Origin of the sequence: Leifsonia sp. NPDC014704, from assembly GCF_043083605.1 — a bacterium.
In the GTDB taxonomy this organism is placed as follows: domain Bacteria; phylum Actinomycetota; class Actinomycetes; order Actinomycetales; family Microbacteriaceae; genus Leifsonia.
This window is the reverse complement of the sequence record NZ_JBIBYW010000001.1, coordinates 2,187,667-2,209,307: the sequence shown is the minus strand read 5'-3', so window position 1 is coordinate 2,209,307 and position 21,641 is coordinate 2,187,667. Positions and strand designations below refer to the sequence as shown.

Annotated in this window: 22 protein-coding genes; 6 read left to right on the top strand and 16 right to left on the bottom strand. The window is 69.7% G+C overall.

The window, feature by feature from the left end:
* Nucleotides 1–3 precede the first annotated feature (3 nt).
* The 8 genes from ACF1AJ_RS10670 to ACF1AJ_RS10635 all read right to left on the bottom strand — a co-directional run bounded on the left by ACF1AJ_RS10670 (nt 4) and on the right by ACF1AJ_RS10635 (nt 9,918).
* Nucleotides 4–522 (bottom strand): hypothetical protein, encoded by a 519-nt coding sequence (locus tag ACF1AJ_RS10670; protein WP_391507286.1) that lies wholly within the window; start codon nt 520–522, stop codon nt 4–6.
* Between the two features lie 22 nt (nt 523–544).
* On the bottom strand, nt 545–1,651 hold the full coding sequence (mraY, locus tag ACF1AJ_RS10665; RefSeq protein ID WP_391507285.1) for a phospho-N-acetylmuramoyl-pentapeptide-transferase: 1,107 nt from the start codon (nt 1,649–1,651) through the stop codon (nt 545–547).
* A 115-nt stretch (nt 1,652–1,766) separates the two neighbouring features.
* On the bottom strand, nt 1,767–3,881 hold the full coding sequence (locus ACF1AJ_RS10660) for an RICIN domain-containing protein (RefSeq protein ID WP_391507284.1): 2,115 nt from the start codon (nt 3,879–3,881) through the stop codon (nt 1,767–1,769).
* 83 nt (nt 3,882–3,964) lie between these two features.
* Complete coding sequence (locus tag ACF1AJ_RS10655) at nt 3,965–5,479, bottom strand: alpha-N-arabinofuranosidase (RefSeq protein WP_391507283.1); 1,515 nt, start codon at nt 5,477–5,479, stop codon at nt 3,965–3,967.
* Between the two features lie 29 nt (nt 5,480–5,508).
* Complete coding sequence (locus tag ACF1AJ_RS10650) at nt 5,509–6,774, bottom strand: family 1 glycosylhydrolase (RefSeq protein WP_391507282.1); 1,266 nt, start codon at nt 6,772–6,774, stop codon at nt 5,509–5,511.
* Nucleotides 6,771–7,655 (bottom strand): carbohydrate ABC transporter permease, encoded by an 885-nt coding sequence (locus ACF1AJ_RS10645; protein ID WP_309856194.1) that lies wholly within the window; start codon nt 7,653–7,655, stop codon nt 6,771–6,773. The genes ACF1AJ_RS10650 and ACF1AJ_RS10645 overlap by 4 nt, the downstream gene beginning before the upstream one ends.
* On the bottom strand, nt 7,652–8,602 hold the full coding sequence (locus ACF1AJ_RS10640; RefSeq protein ID WP_391507281.1) for a carbohydrate ABC transporter permease: 951 nt from the start codon (nt 8,600–8,602) through the stop codon (nt 7,652–7,654). Before ACF1AJ_RS10640 ends, ACF1AJ_RS10645 begins: the two co-directional genes overlap by 4 nt.
* A 56-nt stretch (nt 8,603–8,658) precedes the next feature.
* Nucleotides 8,659–9,918 (bottom strand): extracellular solute-binding protein, encoded by a 1,260-nt coding sequence (locus tag ACF1AJ_RS10635; protein WP_309856197.1) that lies wholly within the window; start codon nt 9,916–9,918, stop codon nt 8,659–8,661.
* Between the two features lie 206 nt (nt 9,919–10,124).
* Here ACF1AJ_RS10635 and ACF1AJ_RS10630 point away from each other — a divergent pair, with 206 nt between their 5' ends.
* Nucleotides 10,125–11,381, top strand: coding sequence for an ice-binding family protein (locus ACF1AJ_RS10630; RefSeq protein ID WP_391507280.1), 1,257 nt, complete (start codon nt 10,125–10,127; stop codon nt 11,379–11,381).
* Here ACF1AJ_RS10630 and ACF1AJ_RS10625 read toward each other — a convergent pair.
* Nucleotides 11,378–12,046, bottom strand: a complete 669-nt coding sequence (locus ACF1AJ_RS10625; protein WP_391507279.1) for a winged helix-turn-helix transcriptional regulator — start codon at nt 12,044–12,046, stop codon at nt 11,378–11,380. The genes ACF1AJ_RS10630 and ACF1AJ_RS10625 overlap by 4 nt on opposite strands.
* Before the next feature lie 63 nt (nt 12,047–12,109).
* Here ACF1AJ_RS10625 and ACF1AJ_RS10620 point away from each other — a divergent pair, with 63 nt between their 5' ends.
* Complete coding sequence (locus tag ACF1AJ_RS10620; RefSeq protein ID WP_391507278.1) at nt 12,110–13,621, top strand: DHA2 family efflux MFS transporter permease subunit; 1,512 nt, start codon at nt 12,110–12,112, stop codon at nt 13,619–13,621.
* Here the strand turns inward: ACF1AJ_RS10620 and ACF1AJ_RS10615 are convergent.
* The 4 genes from ACF1AJ_RS10615 to ACF1AJ_RS10600 are packed head-to-tail and all read right to left on the bottom strand — an operon-like array spanning nt 13,618 to nt 15,883.
* On the bottom strand, nt 13,618–14,091 hold the full coding sequence (locus tag ACF1AJ_RS10615) for an SRPBCC domain-containing protein (RefSeq protein ID WP_391507277.1): 474 nt from the start codon (nt 14,089–14,091) through the stop codon (nt 13,618–13,620). The two genes, ACF1AJ_RS10620 and ACF1AJ_RS10615, sit on opposite strands and share 4 nt — an antisense overlap.
* A 9-nt stretch (nt 14,092–14,100) precedes the next feature.
* Nucleotides 14,101–14,745 (bottom strand): dihydrofolate reductase family protein, encoded by a 645-nt coding sequence (locus ACF1AJ_RS10610; RefSeq protein WP_391507276.1) that lies wholly within the window; start codon nt 14,743–14,745, stop codon nt 14,101–14,103.
* Nucleotide 14,746: 1 nt separating this feature from the next.
* A complete protein-coding gene (locus ACF1AJ_RS10605) occupies nt 14,747–15,094 on the bottom strand; it encodes an ArsR/SmtB family transcription factor (protein WP_391507275.1) in 348 nt (115 codons plus the stop codon).
* A 42-nt stretch (nt 15,095–15,136) separates the two neighbouring features.
* Nucleotides 15,137–15,883, bottom strand: a complete 747-nt coding sequence (locus ACF1AJ_RS10600; protein ID WP_391507274.1) for a hypothetical protein — start codon at nt 15,881–15,883, stop codon at nt 15,137–15,139.
* A gap of 160 nt (nt 15,884–16,043) precedes the next feature.
* Between ACF1AJ_RS10600 and ACF1AJ_RS10595 the strand changes: the two genes are divergently transcribed.
* Nucleotides 16,044–16,910, top strand: a complete 867-nt coding sequence (locus ACF1AJ_RS10595) for a GyrI-like domain-containing protein (protein WP_391507273.1) — start codon at nt 16,044–16,046, stop codon at nt 16,908–16,910.
* A gap of 7 nt (nt 16,911–16,917) precedes the next feature.
* Here the strand turns inward: ACF1AJ_RS10595 and ACF1AJ_RS10590 are convergent, their stop codons facing one another.
* From ACF1AJ_RS10590 to ACF1AJ_RS10580, 3 genes are all read right to left on the bottom strand, one after another.
* Nucleotides 16,918–18,009 carry an epoxide hydrolase family protein gene (locus ACF1AJ_RS10590; protein WP_391507272.1) on the bottom strand — a complete coding sequence of 364 codons (1,092 nt, stop codon included), beginning with the start codon at nt 18,007–18,009 and terminating at the stop codon, nt 16,918–16,920.
* 51 nt (nt 18,010–18,060) lie between these two features.
* Nucleotides 18,061–18,357, bottom strand: a complete 297-nt coding sequence (locus tag ACF1AJ_RS10585; protein ID WP_018189579.1) for a DUF2277 domain-containing protein — start codon at nt 18,355–18,357, stop codon at nt 18,061–18,063.
* Between the two features lie 135 nt (nt 18,358–18,492).
* On the bottom strand, nt 18,493–19,452 hold the full coding sequence (locus ACF1AJ_RS10580; protein WP_391507271.1) for a zinc-binding dehydrogenase: 960 nt from the start codon (nt 19,450–19,452) through the stop codon (nt 18,493–18,495).
* An 84-nt stretch (nt 19,453–19,536) separates the two neighbouring features.
* Here ACF1AJ_RS10580 and ACF1AJ_RS10575 point away from each other — a divergent pair, with 84 nt between their 5' ends.
* The 3 genes from ACF1AJ_RS10575 to ACF1AJ_RS10565 all read left to right on the top strand — a co-directional run bounded on the left by ACF1AJ_RS10575 (nt 19,537) and on the right by ACF1AJ_RS10565 (nt 21,540).
* On the top strand, nt 19,537–20,124 hold the full coding sequence (locus ACF1AJ_RS10575; protein ID WP_391507270.1) for a TetR/AcrR family transcriptional regulator: 588 nt from the start codon (nt 19,537–19,539) through the stop codon (nt 20,122–20,124).
* A 7-nt stretch (nt 20,125–20,131) separates the two neighbouring features.
* Nucleotides 20,132–20,929, top strand: coding sequence for a thioesterase family protein (locus tag ACF1AJ_RS10570; RefSeq protein ID WP_391507269.1), 798 nt, complete (start codon nt 20,132–20,134; stop codon nt 20,927–20,929).
* Between the two features lie 98 nt (nt 20,930–21,027).
* Nucleotides 21,028–21,540, top strand: a complete 513-nt coding sequence (locus tag ACF1AJ_RS10565) for a hypothetical protein (protein WP_391507268.1) — start codon at nt 21,028–21,030, stop codon at nt 21,538–21,540.
* Nucleotides 21,541–21,641 lie beyond the last annotated feature (101 nt).

Here is a 21,641-nt window from a genome sequence, read left to right as displayed (position 1 = left end):
ACGTCAGAGCACGCCGTCGAGCACCCGCGCCGCCGCCTCGCGGGGCGTGAGCCGGCTCGTGTCCACCACCGGACCGGGGATGCGGGCCGCGTCGAGCACCGCATCCAGCTCACCGAAGCGGCGCAGGTGCCAGGCGGCCGCTGCGTCGTCGTCGCGGTGCCGTGCGCGCAACCGCGCCTCGCCGATCGCCGGGTCGACCGTGAGGCGGAGGACCGTGAGGGGGAGTCCGCCGAGCGCGTCGCGATAGCGCGGCACGTTCGCGGCGTCCTCGATGACGCCCGGAAGGACGAGGATCTGCGCGCCCGCGGCACGGTGGTTGGCCGCGACCGGGCGGAGGTTCGCGAGCTCCAGCGCCGAGTTGAACGGGTCGCCTTCCGGGGCCGGCCAGCCCGCGCGGAGTGCGTCCAGATCGATGATCGCGTGCGGGATGCCGCGCTCGATCAGGAGCGCGCTCACCGCATCCGCCGTCGTGCTCTTGCCGACGCCGACCGTGCCGTTGAGGAAGAGTGCCTGCTCGCGCATGGGATCAGTCAACCGCACACCCTTAGGCGAGCCACTCGAAGTAGAACGACCCGACGCCGACGGCGATCAGCACGCCCGCGATGATCCAGAACCGCACGACGATCGTGACCTCGGGCCATCCCTTCAGTTCGAAGCTGTGGTGGATCGGCGTCATCGGGAAGAGGCGCTTGCCGTGGGTCGCCTTGAAGTACGCGCGCTGAACGATGACCGAGCCCGCCTCGATGACGAAGAGGCCGCCGATCAGGATCAGGAGCAGTTCGGTGTGCGTGAGGATCGCGAGGGCGCACAGCGCTCCGCCGAGCCCGAGCGAGCCGGTGTCGCCCATGATGATCTTGGCGGGACTGGTGTTCCACCAGAGGAACCCGACCAGGGAGCCGCAGATCGCCGCCGCGACGACGGCCAGCGACAGTGGATCGCTCGTCGGATAGCACGTGGCCACGTTCGCCGCGTTGATGTTGGGGTTGAAGCACGACTGATTGAACTGCCAGAAGCCGATCAGCGTGTACGAGCCGATCGCGAGGACCGATGCGCCCGTCGCGAGGCCGTCGAGGCCGTCCGCGAGGTTCACGCCGTTGGTCGTCGCCGACGCCAGGAAGTTGATCCAGACCAGGTAGAGGACGAAGCCGATCGCGGGCACCGCTGTGGCGATCCGGGCGAAGTCGAGCGCGGGGATGTCCCGGATGGCCGACACGGCCATCGATGCCGGCGTCGTGCCGTCGGCGGTGGGGAACTGGAGGGCGAGCACGGCGAACGCGGTCGCGACGATCGCCTGCCCGGCGATCTTCGCCCATCCGCCGAGTCCGAGGCTGCGCTGGTGGTGCACCTTCAGGAAGTCGTCGACGAACCCGACCGCCGCCATGCCGATGAACATCAGCAGCACGAGGAGCGACGAGGGGGAGATGCCGTCGCCGCCGTTGAGGAGCGCGGACACGAAGAACCCGAACAGCGTCGCCAGGATGAAGACGATGCCGCCCATCGTCGGGGTCCCACGCTTGACGTGATGCGACTGGGGGCCGTCGTCCCGGATGAACTGCCCCCACTCCAGGCGCCGGAACAACCGGATGAAGAGCGGCGTCAGGAAGAGCGAGAAGGCGAGGGCGAGACCGCCCGCCGTTAGTAGGGTCCCCACGACAGCGAGTCTGGCAGGCAACGGCCCGCCGGACGTAATCCACGCCGACCGCCGGAGGGCGACGCACCCGGGAGGGGCGACGGCGGCCCGATCGCCGTCGCCCCGGTCGGATGGGCTACTGGATGCCCTCGCGCACCAGCCGCCACTGCTGCGTCGCACTGCCGTCGGCGGTGCGCTGCTGGGCGAACGCGCCGTCGGCCGTCGACGACCCGGCGATCTCCAGCGGCTTGCCGCTGTTCGCGTTCGTCAGCGTCCACCAGCCGCCCGAGGTGCTCGGCGACCACACCTGCGTGGCGTTGCCGGTCGGGCCCCACTGCGCCGCCCGCACACCGTCGGCGGTCTGAGCGCCGGGGATCTCGAGCAGCTTGCCGCTGTTTACGTTGAACAGCTGCAGGCCGTTCGACACCGGGTGCACGTTCCACACCTGGCACGCGTTGCCGGTGTCTCCCCACTGACCGGCGCCCGCGCCGTCCGCCAGAGACGCACTCGCGATCTCGAGGTACTTGCCGCTGTTGCGGTTCACGATGCGGAACTGCGGATCCAGCCCGGTCCCCGGCTTGTACAGCTGGATGGCGTCGAGCTCGGCGAACGAGGTGCCCTTCGTGAACGCGATCGTGTTCGCGCCCGCGTTCAGCGTGACCGTCTTCTGAGCCCAGCCGTAGCGTCCCCAGTTCACCGTCGCCGGGTAGCTGAGGGCGGATGCGGTGCCGCCGTTGACGCTGACGTTGTGCGTCGACGCCGCGCCCGTTCCGTTGTCGTAGCGGACGTTCATCGTGTACGAGCCGGCCGACGGGACCCGCACGGTGAAGGTCACCGAGCTGGTCGTGTCGTTGATGTTGCCGACCTTGCTGCCGTTCGACGCATCCGGATCCGTGACGAGGGAGGTGTCCGATGTGCGGGCGGCCTTCTCGGCCTCGTACTGCTGGGCGTCCAGCGGGATGGAGCCGACACGGATGTCGTTGTAGGTGGTCGTGAGGTTCTCGACGTTGGTCGCCTGGTACAGCGTGCGGCCGTCCACCGAGTAGTCGATGCTCTGGGCGAAGCCGCTGAAGGTGCCGCCTTCTACGTCCGGTCCGTCGTACGTGACCGCCATCGGCAGTCGCTCCCACGGCCCGTCGCCGAGGTTGTAGTTGACGTAGAAGTTTTGACCGCCGTCGATGGTGCCCGTGGCATCCAGCGACCACTTGGATGCGACGACGACCATGCCCTTCGGTCCGCCGCCCGGGACCCACTTCACGTACGGCGACGATCCGATGCCGCGACCGTTGGCCAGGGTGATGGGAGTGCCGATGCTGGTCGTCGGCGACCAGTTCAGGCCGTCGGGCGAGGTCTTGAAGTACACCGGTGCGGTGTTCTTGCTCTGCGACGGCCGGTTGACCACCTCGAACGTGGCGAGGTAGCGGCCGTCGGGGAGCTTGGTCACCGTGATCATGCCGGGCCGGTCGGACTGGTTGTTCGGAGCGGACACGTTCGACTCGGCACCCCACGTCGCACCGCCGTCGGTGGACCGTCGATACGACACCGCCTGAAGCACGCCGCTCGACTTCTGCCGCTCGTCCGAGAAGTAGGCGACCAGGCCGCCCTGCCCGTCGATCGCCAGGGACGGCTCCCACACGGTCGAGGTCGTGGAGGTCGGGCTCGGGTCGTAGACGGCGGGCCCTCCGGTGTCGATGGTGCTCAGGTACGACCACGACGTGCCCTGATTCGTGCTCTTGTAGACGACCAGGCGGCTGCTCGAGCGGTCCTCCGGCATGATCATCCCGGCGAGCAGGATGGTGCCGGCGGCCAGACCGCCCGTCGCCTGCGAGACCTCGAACAGGAACGGCTGGGAGGTGCGGGTCAGCGTCGGGAACGTGGCGCTCGGCACGACGTCCGTGACGTGGGTCCAGCTGGTGCCGTCGTCGGTGCTGCGGTAGATCGGGTAGACCTGCACGCCGTTCACGAGCACGAGCTGGTCGTAGGTGACCAGCTGGGTGCCGTTCGCCGCCCCGCTGTTCTTGAGCACGATGTTCTTCGCGTACGTCGTTCCGGCCGCGCGGCCGCCCTCCGGGTTGAACGACGTGCCGGCGGCGGGGGAGTAGACGAGCGATCCGTTGCCGGTGGTCACGGCGGAGGCGGGCGCTGCGGTCAGCGTCGCCGCGACGAGGGTGCCGGCGACGGCGCCGGCCACGGCGAGTGCCCGGAGTCGTCGCCGCGGCGACGAGCCCGATGGGGTGCGTGATGGAAACATTGTCGGTTCCTTCTCTCACTGGTGACCCGTCCGCGGGCGCGGGCGGGCCGTCACGACGTCGGGCTCGTCGTCACGTCTTGACGTCAGCTCAGCAGGATCTCCGTCCAGGAGATGGCCGGGAGCTCCACGATGAGGAGTGAGCCGTCGCGGCGCACCGGCAGCTCACGTGGAGCGACGCGCTCGGGGTCCTCCCGGGTGTTGGCGGCGTCCGGATCGGGGTCGCTGAGTGTCGTGGCCGTCGCGGTCAGGGAGGCGGCGTCGTCGCCGAGCACGGCCAGGTCGACGACCAGTTCCGTCGGCTGCTCGACGGAGCGGTTCACCGCGAAGAGCGCGTAGCGGCCGGCCTCCGCGTCGTGAGTGGCCACGGCATCCACCAGGGGCACCGCCCCGAAGCGCTCGGTGTCGTACGTGCCGCCGGCGACATCGACCCGGAGGGCGGTGCCGCGTCCGTGCGCGGCGGTGGCGGCGAACGGGAAGAAGGTCGTCTGCTTCCACGCCGGGCCGCCGGGCTCGGTCATGATCGGGGCGATCACGTTGACCAACTGGGCGAGGGATGCGCTCTTCACCCGGTCCGCGTGCTTCAGCAGGGTGATGAGCAGACTGCCGAAGACGACGGCGTCGGAGACGGTGTACGTGTCCTCCAGCAGCCGGGGCGCGATCGGCCAGTTGTCGGTCCCGGTGATGCGGTCGACGTTCTCGAACCGGGTGTTGTACCAGATGTTCCACTCGTCGAACGAGATGTCGATCGTCTTCGCGCTGCCGCATACGGCCTTCACACTGTCGGCGGTGGCGACGACGCTGCGGATGAAGTAGTCCATGTCGACGCCCGAGGCCAGGAAGCTGCCCAGATCGCCGGTGTTCTCGTAGTACGCGTGGCACGAGATGAACTCCACGTCGTCGTAGGTGTGCGTGAGGGTCACGCGCTCCCACTCACCGAACGTGGGCATCGACGAGCTGGAGGAGCCGCACACGACGAGCTGCAGGTCGGGGTCGTACATCTTCATGGCCTGGGCGGTCTTCGCCGCGAGGCGTCCGTACTCCTCCGGCGAGCTGTGGCCGAGCTGCCACGGGCCGTCAAGCTCGTTGCCCAGGCACCACATCCTGACGTCGAACGGCTCGGTGCGGCCGTTCGCGATCCGCCGCTCGGAGAGCGTGGAGCCGCCCCGGTGGTTGGTGTATTCGAGCAGGTCGAGCGCCTCCGCGACGCCACGGGTGCCCAGGTTGACCGCGAGCATCAGCTCGCCGCCGACCTTGTCGAGCCACCCCTGGAACTCGTGCAACCCGACCTCGTTGGTCTCGGTGGAGTGCCAGGCGAGGTCGAGTCGCTGCGGGCGCTGGTCGCGCGGCCCGACGGAGTCCTCCCAGCGGAAACCGGAGACGAAGTTTCCGCCCGGGTAGCGCACCGTGGTCACCCCGAGCTCCTTGACGAGCTCGATCACATCGGTGCGGAACCCGTCGGCGTCGGCCGTCGGGTGTCCCGGCTCGTAGATGCCGTCGTAGACGGCGCGTCCCAGGTGCTCGATGAACGAGCCGTACAGGCGCGGGTCGACCGCGCCGATCGTGGCGGCGGGCTGGAGGGAGATGTGTGCGTGATGCATCTGGTCTTCCGTCATCGGGTGGTCTTCGGTCATCGGGTTGGCAGAGGGGCGAGCCGGGCGGCGCAGGCGCGGAAGCGGTCGGCGACCGGGTTCGGCCTGCGCTGCAGACCGTCCGGCGACTCGACCAGGTCGTGGAGCCCCATCGTCAGGAGGTGGTCCGCGCGCGGGCGGTCGCTGTGCCGCCACGTCCACTCGTACATGTCGAACAGGGGCCACCAGACGTACCCGACGACGGGTGCGCCCTCGGACCGCATGCTCTCCACGAGGGCGAGGGACTCATCCAGCCAATGGATGCGTTCCTCGACCGTTCCCGTCACGCACGTCTCGGTCACCATCACCGGTGCGCCGTACCGCGCGGCGAAACGCTCGAGCGCCTCACGGAGGCCCTGCGTGCCGCGGTCGACGCTCGGCCGCGGGTCGGCGAACCCGCCGCCGTGCCGGACGCCCGCCTCGAACAGTTCGGTGGAGTGCCGCGGGTAGTAGTTGACGCCCATGACGTCGGGGCGCACGGCGTGGGCGGCGAACCAGTCCAGCTCCGCGTCCGTCACGGCGGGGGCGAGCCGGTCGCGGAGCGGGTGCGCGTCGTCGACCCGGCCGGTGACCAGGTCCTCGACCAGGTGCACCTGGTGGCGCAGCCGTTCGGCCTCCGCGCGATGCTCGGGCGCGACATCGTCTCCGACGTAGCTGATGGCGGCGTCGACGTGCACGAAGGTCGCGCGGTCGCCGACGCGCGCGGCCAGCGCCTCCTGGCTGAGCACGAAACCGCGCGCCAGGTTCGCCGCGATGGTCGCGAAACCCTCTGCGCCGGTCCGGTAGGGCGGCCAGTAGCCGTACTCCCCGGAGAACAGCGCGTGGATGACCGGCTCGTTCACCGGCGTGTAGTCCACGACCCGATCGCCGTAGCGCTCGCCGAAGCGGTCCGCGAACTCGGCGACGTGCTGCGGATAGTCCGCGGAGGCGAACTGGTCGGTCAGCCAGAGGGGGGTGCCGTAGTGGAGCAGGTCGATGATCGGCCGGAGGCCGGCGCCGAGCACCGCATCCACCGCCCGGTCGGTCCAGTCCCAGTCCCAGCGGCCGCGCTCCGGCGCGATCCGGTACCAGGGCACGCCCCAGCGCAGCACCTCGGCGCCGAGACCCGCGGCGAGGGCGAAGTCCTCGCCGTACCGGTCGTAGTGCTCGGTGAGCTCGTACTCGTCGATGGCGCGCTCGCCGGGCCGCTCCTGCGGCACGAAGGTGTCCTCGATCCCGAGTCCGAGGTGCAGGCGGCCGTCCTCGAACCAGCGCGGGGCCGTCACTTGAGCCCCGTGGTCGCGACGCTCTCGATGAAGCGGCGCTGCATGATCAGGAACATGACGGCGAGGGGCAGGACCGCGATGAGCGATCCGGCCATCATCGTGCCGTAGGGGATGATGCCGCTCGGTCCGGTCAGCAGGGTCAGGCCCGACGTGATCGTGCCCATCTCCGGCGATGTCGTGAAGACGAGCGGCCAGAGCAGGTCGTTCCAGTTGTTCACGAAGGTGAAGATGGCGAGAGTGAGGAGAGCCGGGACGGCGTTCGGGAGCACGATGCTTCGGAAGATGCGGAATTCGCCTGCTCCGTCGATCCGTGCCGCGTTGTCGAGGTCGCGGGGGAGCGCGATGAAGAACTGGCGCAGGAAGAAGATGCCGAAAGCGTCGGCCGCTCTCGGGATGATCAGCCCGGCGAACGTGTTGACCCAGCCGAGCTGCGCCACCAGCTGGTAGACGGGGATCAGTGTCGCCTGGAACGGGATCATCAGGCTGGCCACGATCACGATCAGCACGACCCGGCTGCCGCGGAAGTCGATGCGGGCGAGGGCGTAGGCCGCGAGGGAGTCGAACACGAGGGCGAAGACGGTCACTCCGCCCGCGAAGACCAGGCTGTTGAGGAAGAGCCGGCCGAACGGGAGGTCGCTGAAGATCTTCGTGAAGTTGTCCAGCGTCCATGTGCCGGGGAGCAGGGTCGGCGGGTAGGCGTTGATCTCGGACGCCGGCTTGAACGCCGTGAGCACGATCACGATCACGGGGAGCAGAACGATGGCGGTCAGCACCAGCGCGGCGGCGAAGAGCAGCCAGCGTTCTGCGGTGCGGCCGACGCGCCGTCTGCGGGTCGTCGTTGCGGCCCGGGGCGCTGCGGCCGGGGCGAGGGTGGCGGTCATGCGAGGTCCTTCTCACGGCGTCCGAAGAAGCGGAACTGGATGAGGCTGAGGATGAGGGTCGCGGCGAGGAGCACGTAGGAGAGCGCCGTCGCGAGACCGAGGTCGAGCTTCTTGAAGCCCTCCTGGTAGATCTCCATGACGACGGTCTGCGTGGAACGGTACGGACCGCCTCCGGTCATGACGTAGATCTGGTCGAAGGCCTGGAGGGCCGCGATCATCGCGAAGACGACGACGAACGCGAGGGTGTTGCTGAGCTGGGGGAGGGTGATGCTGACGAAGCGTCGCCAGGCTCCCGCGCCGTCGATCTTCGCGGCCTCGTACAGCGACTCGGGGATCTCCTGCAGACCGGCGATGAAGATCACCATGTAGAAGCCGAAGCTCTTCCAGATGGCCACGAGCACCACGGTCGGCATGGCGAGCGCCGGATCCTGCAGCACGTTTCCAAGCTGGATGCCGACGCTGCGCAGCCAGTAGTTGAGGAGGCCGACCTGCGGGTCGAGCAGGTACGTCCACGCGAACGCGGCGACGGCGAGCGAGACGATGAACGGGAGGAACAGGGCCGTGCGGAAGAATCCCCGGCCGAGCAGTCGACGGTTGGTGAGGAGGAGCGCGAGCAGCAGGGCGGCGATCAGCGCTGTCGGGGTGAAGAGCACCGTGTAGAGGGCCGTGTTGCCGAGGGTGGCGAGCACGCGCGGATCGGTGAAGACCTGGACGTAGTTGTCGACGCCCACCCACTCTTCGAGCCCGAAGCCGCTCGCGTTCGTGAACGAGAGGCGCAGGGCCGACAGCATCGGCCACCCCACGAAGGCGATGAGGATGACCACGGCCGGGAGCATGAAGAGCAGGGCCATCGGTCCGCGACGGCCTGCCGAACGGGGCCGGCCGCCGAGCGGGGCGGGCGGACGGTACGGCCGTCGGCCCGTGCGGGAGCGGGTGAGTGTGGTCATGATCGCTTTCGAAGGAGGGTGGTGGACCGCCGGGGTGCGGCGGTCCACCGGGTGGATCACTTGCCGAGTGCCTGCTGCACCTGGGTGGATGCGGACTTCAGCAGCGCAGACGGGTCGCCGCCGGCGAGGGCCTTCTGCGTCGCTTCGTCGACCGCCGAGAGCACATCCGTACTGTTCGCGACGCCGGGGAGCAGCGGGCGCGCGTCCCCGACCAGATCGGTGAGCGAGGCCACGACCGGGTTCGACGAGACGTCGGACGAGGGGATGTCGGTGCGCAGCGGCGGCCAGCCGGAGCCGAGCGACCACTTCGTGGCGACCTTCTTGGTGAAGAAGTAGGCGAAGAACTTCTCCGCCGCGGCCTTCTTGGCGGCATCGGCCTGCGCGGTGACGGCGGCAGAGATACCGATCGCCGAAGCTGCGGCGCCCTTCGGCCCGGCGGGGATGCCGGCGATGCCGTAGTCGATCTTGTTCTCGGTGGCGACGCCTGCCATCCACGGTCCGCCGATCTCCATCGCGGCCTTGCCGGACGAGAACAGCTTGTCGGAGGCGACGCCGTCGAGCCCGGTCGGCGAGATCTTGTCGGCGGTGACGGCCTTCGCCCAGTACGAGAGGGTCTCGGCGTTCTCGGAGGAGTCGAGGACCGACTTCGAGCCGTCGACGATCTTCCCGCCGTTGCCGTAGAACAGGCTCGCCCAGACGCCGTTGCCCACGGTCGCGTGGTCCGGAAGGGCCAGGCCGTACTGCTCGGGGGTGCCGTCGCCGTTCTCGTCGACGGTGAGCTTCTTGGCGTCGGCCACCCACTCGTCCCATGTCTTCGGGAACTCGGTGATGCCGGCCTTCTCGAAGAGCGCCTTGTTGTAGATGACCGAGAGCGGGACGAAGCCGGTGGGGATGCCGTAGTAGGAGTCGTCGACCTTCTCCATCTCGACCGCTGCGGGCCGCAGAGAAGCACTCTTCGTCGCGCTGCTGTCGTAGAAGTCGTCGAGCTTGGCGAAGGCGCCCTTCGACGCGTACACCGGGAGGGTCTCGGCCGGCATCGCGACGATGTCCGGCCCCTTCTTGGCGGAGAGCGCGGGGAGAAGGGTGTCGCCGATGACCGCCCACGTCTTCGTCGTGGTCTTGATCGTGATCTTGTCCTGCGACTTGTTGAAGTCGTCGACGATCGCGTCGAGCACCTTGCCGTCTGCCTCGGTGTAGCCGTGCCAGAAGGTGAGGGTGACGGGGCCGGAGTCACCGGAGCCGGGGGAGGTGGAGCAGCCGGCCAGCGCGAGAGAAGCGCCGGCCGCGACGGCCAGCGTCGCAAGCAGTTTCTTCATTGAATGCCTCTCATGGGACCGACCGCTCATCGTCGATCGGATCGGGTTTACAACGATGTAATCAACGTTGTAAATGGGAGTATAAGCAGGCGGCGAAGCAGGCGTCAAGCCGAAAGTCGCTTACCCCCCGTTCGGCCGGAACCGGCACGAGGCCCCGATCTGTGCCAGACTCCGCGGCAAGGGGTATGGACGGCGAATCTCGTCGCATGCCAGGACCCCTCACTCGGGCGGGGGCCTTCGTGGCCGATTCGACATCCATTTCTTCTTCACTTTCTGTCGGGGCGCGCATCGGCGTGGGCGCGACGGCGGCAGCTCTTCTCGCGCTGCTCGGCCTGTGCTTCGGCCCGGCTGCGGCGCACGCGGACACCACCCTCGACGGGCCGGTGGACATTGGGACTGCCGCGCCCTTCGGCGTGCTCGGAGCGAGTGAGGTGACGAACACCGGGCCGACCGTCGTCGACGGCGATGTCGGCGTGTCTCCCGGCTCGTCGATCACCGGGTTCGGGGGCGCTCCCGACGGCACGCTCACCGGAACCCTGCACCAGACGGACGCCGTCGCAGCTCAAGCGCAGAGCGACGTGACGACGGCCTTCAACACCGCCGGCGGCCTCACGCCGACGACGTCCGGCATCGGCGAGCTCAACGGGTTGTCGCTGACGCCCGGCGTCTACTCCGGGGGCGCGTTGTCGCTCGCGGACAACGGAGCGCTGACCCTCGCCGGCAGTGCGACCTCGGTCTGGGTCTTCCAGGCGGCGAGCACGCTGACCATCGGATCGGCGACGCACATCACGATGACCGGCGGCGCGACCGCCTGCAACGTCTTCTGGAGGGTCGGATCGTCGGCGACCCTGGGCACGGCCGCGCAGTTCATCGGGACCGTGCTGGCCGACCAGTCCATCACCGCGACGACCGGTGCGACGATCGTGGGCCGCCTGCTGGCGAGCAACGCGGCGGTCACCCTCGACACCAACACCGTGACGGCCCCGACGGGATGCCCGCCGCCGGGCACACCCGTCACGACATCGAGCCCGTCCATCACCTCCGGAACACCGACCGCCCCGGTCGCCGGGACGCCGTACGCGTTCACGGTGACCGCCTCCGGTACCCCGTCACCGACGTTCACCGTGACCGCCGGAGCCCTCCCGGCCGGTCTCACCCTGAACAGCACCACCGGAGTCATCTCCGGCACGCCGACCACGCCGGGTTCGTCGACCGTGACCATCACCGCGTCCAATGGGCAGGGCCCCGACGCGTCGGCGACGTATACCTTTGTGACGGCGCCGGTGGCAGTTCTCGCCGGGGCGGAGGGGGTGCTGGCGACCGGCTCGGAAGGCGCGACCGCATCGCTCGCAGACAGCGGGAGCGACCTCGTCCTTCCGTTCGCGGCTGCCCTCGCGCTTGTCGCCCTGGGGCTCGTGGTGCGTCGGTTCGCGGTGTCCCGCTCGGTGCGCGGCAGGCTCTAGGCGGGCACGTTCGGGCTGTACGGCACGTGGAGCGTGTCGGCGAAGCGCGCGAACAGCGAGGCGTCGCCCTCCAGCTTCACCGCGCCGGTCGCGATCGCGGTGTCCGCATCCAGCTCTCCCGCGAGGAGGTCGCGGATCTGCGGCCCCGCGGTGATGACGAGGTCCGGCGCCTCGGCCGCGCCCGGGCCGACGGTGATGACGCCGTCGCGCATGATCAGGTGCGTCTCCACCTCGCCGACGCGGACGGTGTAGGCGGCGTCCCAGTCCTCCGGGACGATCCCGTCGCCCGCGGCGACCTTCAGCGCGGCGGCGATGGATGCGGTCGTCACGATTTCGCCGTCGCGCGGAGTCCGCATCCCGCCGGCTCCCCAGCGTGACAGCGCATCCATCGCCGGGCCGAGCTCCTCGCCGCGCGGGGTGAGCCGGTAGACGACCGCCCGCTCGCCGCTCGACGGAGCCAGTCGTTCGACGATGCCCTCCTCCTCGAGCTCCTTCAGCCGGGAGGCGAGGGTGTTCGTGGGGATGCCGGGGAGGCCGGAGACCAGGTCGGAGTAGCGCTGCGGGCCGACGCTGAGGTCGCGCAGGATCAGCAGGGTCCATCGCTGCCCGACGATCTCGGCGGCGCGTGCGAGACCGCAGAACTGCCCGTAGTGCTGGTTCGTCATGAATCTCACTGTAGCACTTGACTTCATTATTTGCAGTGTGCTTTATTTTTTGAAGTACATCCGATGAAGGAGAACGCCATGACCGACACCATCGACCGCGCAGAGCTCGCCAGTGAGCCGACCCCGGTCGCCACCGCAGCACGCAACCGCACCGCGCTCGCCCTGCTCCTCGCCGCCGTCTTCGTCGTCTTCCTCAACGAGACGATGATGGGTGTCGCGCTCCCGCGCATCCAGGAGTCCCTCCACATCGACGCAACCCAGGGCCAGTGGCTCACGACCGCGTTCGCGCTGACGATGGCCGTCGTCATCCCCGTCACGGGCTGGCTGATGCAGCGGCTCAACACCCGGCCCGTCTTCATCGTCGCGATGTCGAGCTTCGTGATCGGAACCCTCATCGCGGCCCTGTCTCCGGTGTTCGAGACGCTCGTGGTCGGGCGGGTCGTCCAGGCGGTCGGTACCGCGATCATGATGCCGCTCATGATGACCACCGTGATGACGATCGTCGCGGAAGAGCAGCGCGGCCGGGTCATGGGACGTGTCTCGATCGTCATGTCCGTCGCTCCGGCGATCGGTCCGATCGTGTCGGGGGCGCTCATCCAGGTGCTGCCGTGGCAGGGGCTGTTCTGGGTGATGCTGCCGATCGGGCTCGTCATGCTCGCCATCGGCGCGCGACGGGTGCCGAACGTGTCGGAGACGCGGAAGGTGCGCCTGGACTCGCCGTCGGTCATCCTCTCGGCCCTGGCCTTCTCGGCGCTCGTGTTCGGCCTCAGTCAGATCGGCGCCGCGGCGGTCGGCTCGGCGGCTGTCCAGCCGTGGATCCCCATCGTCGTCGGCCTGATCACGCTGGCGTTCTTCGTCTGGCGGCAGCTGGTGCTGCAGCGCACGGACTCGGCGCTGCTCGACCTGCGCACCTTCCTCTCCCGCGACTTCGCGGTGTCCGTCTCGATGATGACCGCCGCGATGGTGTCCCTCTTCGGCGCCTTCATCGTGCTGCCCCAGTTCGCCCGGTACACCCTCGGCCTCGAGCCCCTCTGGGTCGGTGCGATCCTGCTCCCCGGCGGCCTGCTGATGGGGCTGGCCGGCCCGACGGTCGGCCGGCTGTACGACCGGTTCGGGCCGCGTCCGCTCGTGATCCCCGGGTCGATCGGACTCGCCGTCGCCCTCTGGACACTGGCGCTCGGTCTCGGCGAGGGCTCCTCGTGGGTCGTGCTGCTCGGTGCGCACATCGTCCTGATGCTGTCCCTCGCCTTCCTGTTCACGCCGGCGTTCAGCTCGTCGCTGGGGTCGCTGCCGCCACGGCTGTACTCGCACGGCAGCGCCACCATCGCCACGCTGCAGCAGGTCGCCGGTGCGGCGGGCACAGCCATCTTCGTCGCGCTCTACGCGACCGGCGTCGCCTCGACCGGAGGCGCGGACCCGGACCTGCCGACCGCCGCTGCGGCTGCGCAGGGCTCGCACCTCGCATTCCTCGCCGGTGGCATCCTGTCGCTCGGGGTGATCGTGCTGGCACTCTTCGTCCGGAAGCCCGCCGCGGTGCCGCAGCCGTCGTCTGAGCTGGAGGTCGCGGAGGCCTAACCGACCGAGCGTTCGAGGTAGGCGCCCAGGGCCGTGAGCAGGCCCCGGGTGCCGCTCTCGCGTCCGGGGCCGTCAGCCCAGAACCGGTCGAAGAAGACGCCGTGCTCGACATGGGTGAAGCGGGTGCCCTGCTCGGTCGGCTCGAATTCCAGCGACGCCACGGAGGTCGACATGTGCTCCCCGTCGATCCACATGTCGTAGGTGGTGACGATGCGGACGTGCTCGACGATGTCGGTGTAGGTCGCTTCGTACCGCGACACGGGACCGTTGTGGAATTTCCCCTCGGCGACGTCCCTTCCGCCGACGCGGAAGTCGAAGGACCACTCGCGCGGCTCCATGGCGTCGCCGGCTCCCCACCAGCTCAGCTTCTGCTGCTCGTCGGCGAAGGCGTCCCAGACGCGCTCGGGCGGGGCGGGGTAGTCGCGGGTGAGCGTGAATCCGGCGCGGGCGAGGCGGCGTTCGATCGTCATGGCAGCGTCCTAGCGGGTGAGGGTGACGTGGATGGTGCCGCTCTCGGCGACCTCGCTGGTCACGGTGTGCGTCCGGTCCATGCCGGTCAGGTCGTCGAACAGGCGATTGCCGCGGCCCAGGAAGATCGGCGTGATCATGAGGTGGAGCTCGTCGACCAGTCCGGCCCGCAGGAAAGCGCGGGCGGTGCGGTAGCCGCCGCCCACCCGGACGTCCTGGCCGCCCGCGGCCTCGGTCGCCTCGGCGAGCACCTCCTCCGGGGAGGCGTTCCGGAAGTGGAACGTGGTGCCGCCGTCCATCTCGATCGCAGGGCGCGGCGCCGTGCTCGTGAGCACGAAGACCGGGGTGCCGAAGGGCGGCCTGTCTCCCCACCATCCCTTCCACTCCGGGTCGTCGGGGAACGAGTGGAGGCCGAACATCCCGGCGCCCAGGATCTCGGCGCCGACGCCGTCGAAGAACTCGCGGCCGACCCGGTCGTCGACCCCGGTCGTGCCGGCCCCGCTCGTGTCGCCGAAGATGCGCTCGTGGAACGTCCGGGTCGATGCCCAGGCGGCCGTGAGACGGCCCCAGTCCTCGCCCATCGGGTTGTCGGGAGACGCGTCGGACGGCGTGTAGCCGTCGAGCGAGGCGAAGAGGTTCATGCGGACGCGGGTCATGTCAGGTGTCCTTCGAGGTAGGCGCCGAGGCGCGGGCGAGGTGGATGCCGAGGCGGTCGGCCTGGTGCTCGGCGGGCGTGCGCTGCTCGCCGAGCCAGAGGTGCAGGATGTCGAGGGCGCCCGGCCGCAGGCTCACGGTGCGGACGCGCCCATGCTTCTCGGAGGTGATCACTCCGGCGTTCTCGAGCACGTTCAGGTGTTGCATGAACGACGGCAGCGCCATCGGGAACGGTTCGGCGAGCTCGCTCACCACCGCCGGTGACGCCGCCAGCCGCTCCACGACGGCTCGCCGCGTGGGGTCCGCGAGAGCGCGGAGCACAGCGTCGAGCTCACCGTGATACTTAGGCATGTGCCTAAGTGTACCGATGTCGGAGTCGTTCGTCAACCCTTCTCAGGGTTTGGCGCCGTTGCTGAACGAACCGTGCAGGGTGGTGTCGGCGAACACCGTGGTGTCGATGACCGCGCGGACGGCATCCAGCGTGGCGGGGTCTGCGCCATCGACGAACACCGTCAGCGAGCCGTAGTCGACGCGCAACGTGTACGGGATGGACGCCTCCAGCGAGGTGACATGCGGCGTCGCCGCCAGCCGGGCGAGACTCTCGGCGACGTCGGTGGAGGTCTCGATCGGGATGGTCTGGTCGAAGGTCCGGCTGTAGTGGACCGTCGTCTCGATGTGTCCGGGCCCGGCCGGCACCGTCAGGGAGAGGCTCACGCCCGTCCACGCGAGGTGCTGCGCCATCGTCGTCGGCACCGCCGCCGCCTGAGCGGGTGTCGCCGCCGCCTCCATCACGACGTCGACCCGGCTCGAGAAGTGGTTGGAGACGACCCGGCAGTCCGGACGGTCCGGCTCGTCCGAGGCGGTTCGTGAGTTCGACGTGCTCTCGCGCACCGTGTCGACGCCCGCGAGCTTTCGGACGGCGGTCACGGCGTCCCGGACCTCTCCGGCGACCTGCGGATCGAGCGTCGGAGCCGGCGTCGGGGACGGATCCGGCTCGGCGCCGCGCGGCAGGCAGGCCTCCTCGGGCGAAGCGGTGTCGCGGCCGGTCGCGTCCTGCGCCAGCCCCTCGATCATCGAGCACCCGGACACGAGGGCGGCGGCGCAGACGATGGCCAGGACGGCGGCGGCGCGGCGAAGCATAGGCTCGAGGCTAATGCGGTGACCCGCCGCGGGGCGTCAGCCTCCGGGATGAGCTCGGCCGAGCGGGTACACCAGGCCGACCCGGCACCGATCGTTTCGGACCGCGATAGTCGGGTGCGGCGTCCCACGGCCGACCAGGCTGAAAGGCGAAGGAGGGACCGTGATCGCGATTCTCAACCGGGTGGTCGAGGTGATCGAAGACCACCTCGCCGACGACCTCGACCTCGCTGGGGTCGCCCGTGACCTCGGCACCACGGAATACCACGTCCGTCGTATGTTCTCGTCGCTGGCCGGGATGCCCCTGTCAGAGTATGTGCGTCGTCGTCGCATGACCGTAGCCGTCGCCGACCTGCTCGGAGATGACGACCTGCTCGACGTCGCTGTGCGTCACGGCTACGGCTCGACGGAGGCGTTCAACCGGGCGTTCCGGTCGGTGCACGGCGCGAGTCCCGTCACCGTGAGACGTGATGGCGGCCCCCTTCGCACGCAACCGCAGCTCAGGTTCCGCCTGACCGTAGAAGGGAACACCCCGATGGACACCCGTATCACCGACCGACCGGCCTTCCGGCTCGTGGGCCACGCAGCTCGCGTGCCGCTCATCCACGAAGGCGTCAACCCGCACATCCACGCCCTCATCGCATCCATCGAGCCGGACGAGCATGCTCGCCTCGCGGGCCTCAGCGACACCGAGCCCGCAGGTCTGCTCCAGGTCAGCGCCGACGTCGACCCCGATTACACCGAGGGCACCGCGCTCACCTATCTCCACGGTGTCGCACGAGCGGTGGACTCGCCGACACCGGACGATCTGGACGTCATCGAAGTTCCGGCCGGGACCTGGGCGGTGTTCCGCGTCGACGGGGACTACCCTGCGGCGCTCCAGTCGGCGTGGGCCGCGACAGCGAGCGAATGGTTCCCCTCCAACCCGTGGCGTCTGCGGCGGGGTCCGTCGATCGTCGCGGTCCTCGACCGATCGGCGGACTTCACCACGGCGACCTGCGAGTTGTGGCTGCCGGTGGAGCGCGCCTGACAGCGGATCAGCGGAGGGCGCCGAGTGCCCGACGCACCCCCTCGACGTAGTCGGCCGGCTGCTCCCAGGCGGCGAAGTGACCGCCGTGCGGGAACTCCAGCCAGTCGACGACGGAGAAGAACCGCTCGACGAACTGCCGCGGGGCATTGACGAGGTCGCGCGGAAACACCGTCATGACCGTCGGGATCTCGATCCTCGGCCAGTCTTTCGGAGCCGCAGCCGCGTACGGAGTGAAGGAAGTGCCGACCGCGCCGGTGTACCAGTATGCCGAGATCCAGGTCAAGGCCTCGTCGGGGGTGAACGCCCGGCGCAGGTCGCCGCCGGAGTCGGTCCAGTCGATGAGTTTCTCCAGAATCCACGCGGCCATCCCCGCGGGGGAGTCGCCGAGTCCCACCGCGAGCGTGCGCGGGCGGGTGGACTGCTCGTGCATGTACCCGCCCTCGCGCTGCTGCCAGTCGCGTCCCCGCTCCACGTAAGCGCGCTCGGTCTCGTCGAGGTCGTCGGGGAGCCCGACCAGGAAGTGGTATTGCGAGAGATCGGTCAGATGCAGGGCGCTGACGTGGGAGCCGTGGCGGCCGGCGATGGCCTCCCCGACATCGCATCCCACGTCGCCCGCCGAGATCACATACCGGTCGAACCCGAACTCGGCCATGGCGTCGGCGACGGCGTCCGCCATCTCGACCGACGACATCCCGCCCACATCCACGGGTGCGGCGAACGGATACCCGGGCAGAGCGGGGAGCACGAGCGTCACGTCATCGAGCAGGGGCAGGATGCGCTCGAATCGCAGCACGGAGTCCGGCCAGCCGTGCAGGAGGAGGACGACGGGCGCATCTTCGCGGTCTGCCGGGCGGACGATCGCGCGGATGGGCACGGCGGTGTCCTCGGTCTGCACCCACGGCCACGAGGCGATCCGGCGCTCGTGCTCGCGCCAGTCGTAGTCGTCCGCCCAGTACCGCAGCAGGTCGCTCAGCACCGCGGGGTCGACGCCTCCGAGGCCGTCGCGCTGCGCCAGCGGCACCCTCCGGAACCGCTCGAGGCGCGAACGCAGATCGGCGACCGCCTCCTCCGGTACCGGCTCGAGCACGTGACGCTTCATCTCTCCTCCTCCGCAGCCGCGCTGCGCGTCGTCGCTTTCACGCCGGTGCCCTCATGCCGACGCCGTCCGGATCCTCACCTCGCGCTCCATGCGCTTCTCGTGGCGTTGTCGGCCCTTCGCGGCCTCCAGCTCGCGGCTCTTCGGCGGCGCGTTCGTCACCAGCTGGTCGAGCATCCGTCTGGTCGCCTCGGCGATCTCGTCGATGGCCTGCTCGAACGCCGCGGTGTTGGCCCGGGAGGGATGCGTCGAGCCGCTGACTTTGCGGACGAACTGGAGGGCGGCCTCCCGCACCTCATCGTCGGTCGTTGGCGGTTCGAAGTTGTGAAGGCAACGGATGTTCCGGCACATGCCGCGACGATATACCGCCCACAGCCCTCCTCCCAACCGCCCACCGTCGAGTCCGCGATCTTTGCACGCTCGGGGTGCCGAAAGCGGTAAGTCTGTGCGGACTCGACGGTGGGGGGAGGAGGCGACGGCGAGGGGTCACGGGGTGAGGACGATGCGGCCGAAGACGGCGCCCTCATCCATGAGGCGGTGGGCGTGCCCCGCGCGTTCGAGCGGCATGACCTTGTGCACCACCGGGTGCAGCTCCCTGCGGGTGGCGGCCTCGAACAGCTCGGCGCGTGCGGCGGAGCGCGCGAGCGGAGGGATGGAGTCGAGGCTGAAGGCGGCGACGGAGCGCGAGGCCTGGAAGCCCTGGAGGAGGCGCGCCCCGAAGTCGGCCGGCGGGAAGCCCGCGACCGCGCCGACGAGGACGAGACGGCCGTTGGGCGCGAGGCGGTCGATGAACGCGGGCATGCCGTCGCCTCCGACGATGTCGACGATCACGTCGAACGGACGGGAAGCCCCGTCGGGCCCGTGGCCGGACCGGTCGAGCACGTCCGTCGCCCCCAGAGCCGCAAGCCGACGGCCCCTCTCGGCGGACGAGGTCGTCACGGCCACCGCGGAAGCGCCCCCGCGTGCTGCCAGCTCCACCGCGGCGATTCCGATGCTGCCGCTGCCACCGCGGATGAGCACCGAGTCGCCGGGCGCGAAGGGCGCGCGGGCGAGCGCGAAACGCGCGACGGGTGCTGCGCTGCCGATCGTCACCGCATCCACCGCAGACAGGTCGTCGGGGAGCGGGGTGACGTCCTCCACCAGGGCGACGGCGCGCTCGCTGTAGCCGCCCGATCGCCCCGTGAACGCCCAGACGCGCCGACCGACCCAGGAAGGGTCGACGCCGTCGCCGACCCGGGCGACCGTACCGGCGACCTCGCTGCCCGGGATCATGCCCTGCGGGTAGCTCGAACCGAGCGTCCCGCGCCGGATCACCGCGTCGACGCCTCCGACCCCGATCGCCTCCGTCTCGATCAGCAGCTGTCCGGCGCCGGCCTCCGGCTCGGGCGCGTCGACGACCGCCATTCCGCTCGGGTCGCCGTATTCCTGAATCGCAATCGCTCGCACGTCTTCTCCTTCTCGTTGCGGTACCCTCGCACGGTAGTGGACGCCCCCGTCCACTTGATCGAAGTGAGACCGTCGGGAGGACGAGTGACTCAGATCCTCCGCTCGGATGCGCAGGACAATCGCGACCGCATCCTGTCGGCGGCGCGCACCCTCTTCTCCGAGCGCGGACTCGACGTCGGGATGCGGGAGGTCGCCCGCCACGCCGAGGTCGGCCCGGCGACGCTGTACCGCCGGTTCCCCACGAAGCAGTCGCTCATCGACGAGGCGTTCCAGGTCGAGATGCAGACATGCCGGGCGGTCGTCGAGGAGGGCTGCGCCGATCCCGATCCGTGGCACGGCTTCACGTCGGTCATCGAGCGCCTGACCGCGCTCAATGTGCGGAACCGGGGTTTCGCCGACGCCTTCCTGTCGCTCGCGACCGGCTCCGCAGCCTTCGCGCAGCACCGCCGTGAGCTGCTCGGGATGCTGGACGGTCTCGCGACGCGGGCGAAGGCACAGGGTCGGCTGCGCCCGGACTTCGTGGTCGACGATCTCGTGCTGGTGCTGCTCGCCGGCCGCGGCCTGGGATCCATGTCGCCCTCGCGCCGGGACGCGGCGGCACGCCGTTTCGCGGGTCTCGCTATCGACGCCTTCCGGACCGACCGCGCCAGGTCGATCGGCGGGGCGAAATAATCGGGGCATGGACTCCTACTTCCAGCGCATCGACGACACCCGATTCCGTCCGACCGTCGATGCGGGGGGAGCCTGGAACGATGGCGAGATCCACTTCAGCCCACTCGGCGGCCTCATCGTGCACGCGATGGACCGCCATCGTGCCGACCGCGACGCGCCTCCGCTCTCGCTCGCGCGGGTGAGCTTCGACATCCTCGGGTTCCTCGCGGCCGACGTGTGCGACATCGCTGTAGAGACCATTCGTCCCGGCCGGACCATCGAACTGGTGGAGGCGACCGTCGTCATCGCGGGCCGTACCGCCGTGCTCGCGCGGGCCTGGTACACCGTCGACGGCGATACCAGCGACGTGGCGGGAGGCGAATCGGAGCCGCTCGCCCTTCCCGGTCCCGAGCGGCGCTGGCCGATGACGGAGACCTGGCCCGGCGGCTACGTGGCCTCCCTTGAGATGCGGGCGGCCGAGGACCCGCGTCCAGGGCGGGCCACCGCGTGGCTGCGCACCGATCGGGCGATCGTCGCCGGTGAGGAGGCCAGCCCGCACGCCGCCTTCATCGCGCTGGTCGACACGGCGAACGGAATCGCCGTGCGCCGGCATCCGACCGAGTGGATGTTCCCCAACCTCGACCTGACCATCCACCTGTTCGCGCAACCCGCAGGGGAGTGGGTCGGACTCGACACGACGGTCACCTTCGGATCGAGGGGCCAGGGCCTCACCAGCACGGTGCTCCACGATGTCTCCGGCCCGGTCGGACGGGCGGAGCAGATCCTCACCGTCCGGCCGTTGGCCGGGCGCGCGCAGCGCCCCTGACATTGCCATCGGTGCCGCGAAGGGATAACGTGAGCGGCGCTCAAATGCAATGGCCCAGCGGCCGTTCGCATCCACCAGTTTCACAAGGAGACCCACCCGTGAGTGATTCCAACCTGCCCCCGAGTTATCCCGCCTCATCGTCGCCTGCCCCGTCCGCGGGCGGCCCGGTCACCCCTCCGCAGCAGGTGAACACCGCGTTCTGGCTGTACATCGTCGGCGCCGCTCTGAGCCTCATCTCGCTCATCGTCTCGCTGGCCACGGTCGGTTCGCTGAAGGAGGCGATCCAACGTCAGCTCGCCGCGCAGGGGCAGCAGGTGCCGGACGGCGCCGTGGACGCCGGCGTAGCGGTCTCCGTTACGCTCACGGTCATCATCGGCATCCTCTTCATCGCCGCCTACGTGCTCTTCGCGTACTTCATGCGCCGCGGTGCGAACTGGGCGCGCATCGTGCTGCTCGTCGTGACCGTGCTGTCGCTGTTCGACATCCTCGGCGGCTTCGGCACCGGCGCCGCCCGCTTCGTGGTCGGCGTCATCGCCACCATCCTGATCTTCCTGAAGCCCGCGAACGACTACTTCCGCGAGGTCAAGGCGCGCAAGCTGCCGCGGGCCTGACCGCCGCTGCTCCGAAGGGCCCGGCGGGACGCGCTCACACGCTCCCGCCGGGCCCTTCGCCGTTCGCAGCACGTCACGGCGCCGCTCGTGCGGCGGTCGCT

Coding starts and splice junctions, on each gene's coding strand:
- ACF1AJ_RS10655 (WP_391507283.1), bottom strand. CDS start 5,479: ATGCATCACGCACACATCTCCCTCCAGCCCGCCGCCACGATCGGCGCG.
- ACF1AJ_RS10570 (WP_391507269.1), top strand. CDS start 20,132: ATGGACTCCTACTTCCAGCGCATCGACGACACCCGATTCCGTCCGACC.
- ACF1AJ_RS10600 (WP_391507274.1), bottom strand. CDS start 15,883: ATGCTTCGCCGCGCCGCCGCCGTCCTGGCCATCGTCTGCGCCGCCGCC.
- ACF1AJ_RS10605 (WP_391507275.1), bottom strand. CDS start 15,094: ATGCCTAAGTATCACGGTGAGCTCGACGCTGTGCTCCGCGCTCTCGCG.
- ACF1AJ_RS10630 (WP_391507280.1), top strand. CDS start 10,125: ATGCCAGGACCCCTCACTCGGGCGGGGGCCTTCGTGGCCGATTCGACA.
- ACF1AJ_RS10585 (WP_018189579.1), bottom strand. CDS start 18,357: ATGTGCCGGAACATCCGTTGCCTTCACAACTTCGAACCGCCAACGACC.
- ACF1AJ_RS10590 (WP_391507272.1), bottom strand. CDS start 18,009: ATGAAGCGTCACGTGCTCGAGCCGGTACCGGAGGAGGCGGTCGCCGAT.
- ACF1AJ_RS10620 (WP_391507278.1), top strand. CDS start 12,110: ATGAAGGAGAACGCCATGACCGACACCATCGACCGCGCAGAGCTCGCC.
- ACF1AJ_RS10640 (WP_391507281.1), bottom strand. CDS start 8,602: ATGACCACACTCACCCGCTCCCGCACGGGCCGACGGCCGTACCGTCCG.
- ACF1AJ_RS10625 (WP_391507279.1), bottom strand. CDS start 12,046: ATGACGAACCAGCACTACGGGCAGTTCTGCGGTCTCGCACGCGCCGCC.
- ACF1AJ_RS10635 (WP_309856197.1), bottom strand. CDS start 9,918: ATGAAGAAACTGCTTGCGACGCTGGCCGTCGCGGCCGGCGCTTCTCTC.
- ACF1AJ_RS10670 (WP_391507286.1), bottom strand. CDS start 522: ATGCGCGAGCAGGCACTCTTCCTCAACGGCACGGTCGGCGTCGGCAAG.
- ACF1AJ_RS10645 (WP_309856194.1), bottom strand. CDS start 7,655: ATGACCGCCACCCTCGCCCCGGCCGCAGCGCCCCGGGCCGCAACGACG.
- ACF1AJ_RS10610 (WP_391507276.1), bottom strand. CDS start 14,745: ATGACCCGCGTCCGCATGAACCTCTTCGCCTCGCTCGACGGCTACACG.
- ACF1AJ_RS10615 (WP_391507277.1), bottom strand. CDS start 14,091: ATGACGATCGAACGCCGCCTCGCCCGCGCCGGATTCACGCTCACCCGC.
- ACF1AJ_RS10660 (WP_391507284.1), bottom strand. CDS start 3,881: ATGTTTCCATCACGCACCCCATCGGGCTCGTCGCCGCGGCGACGACTC.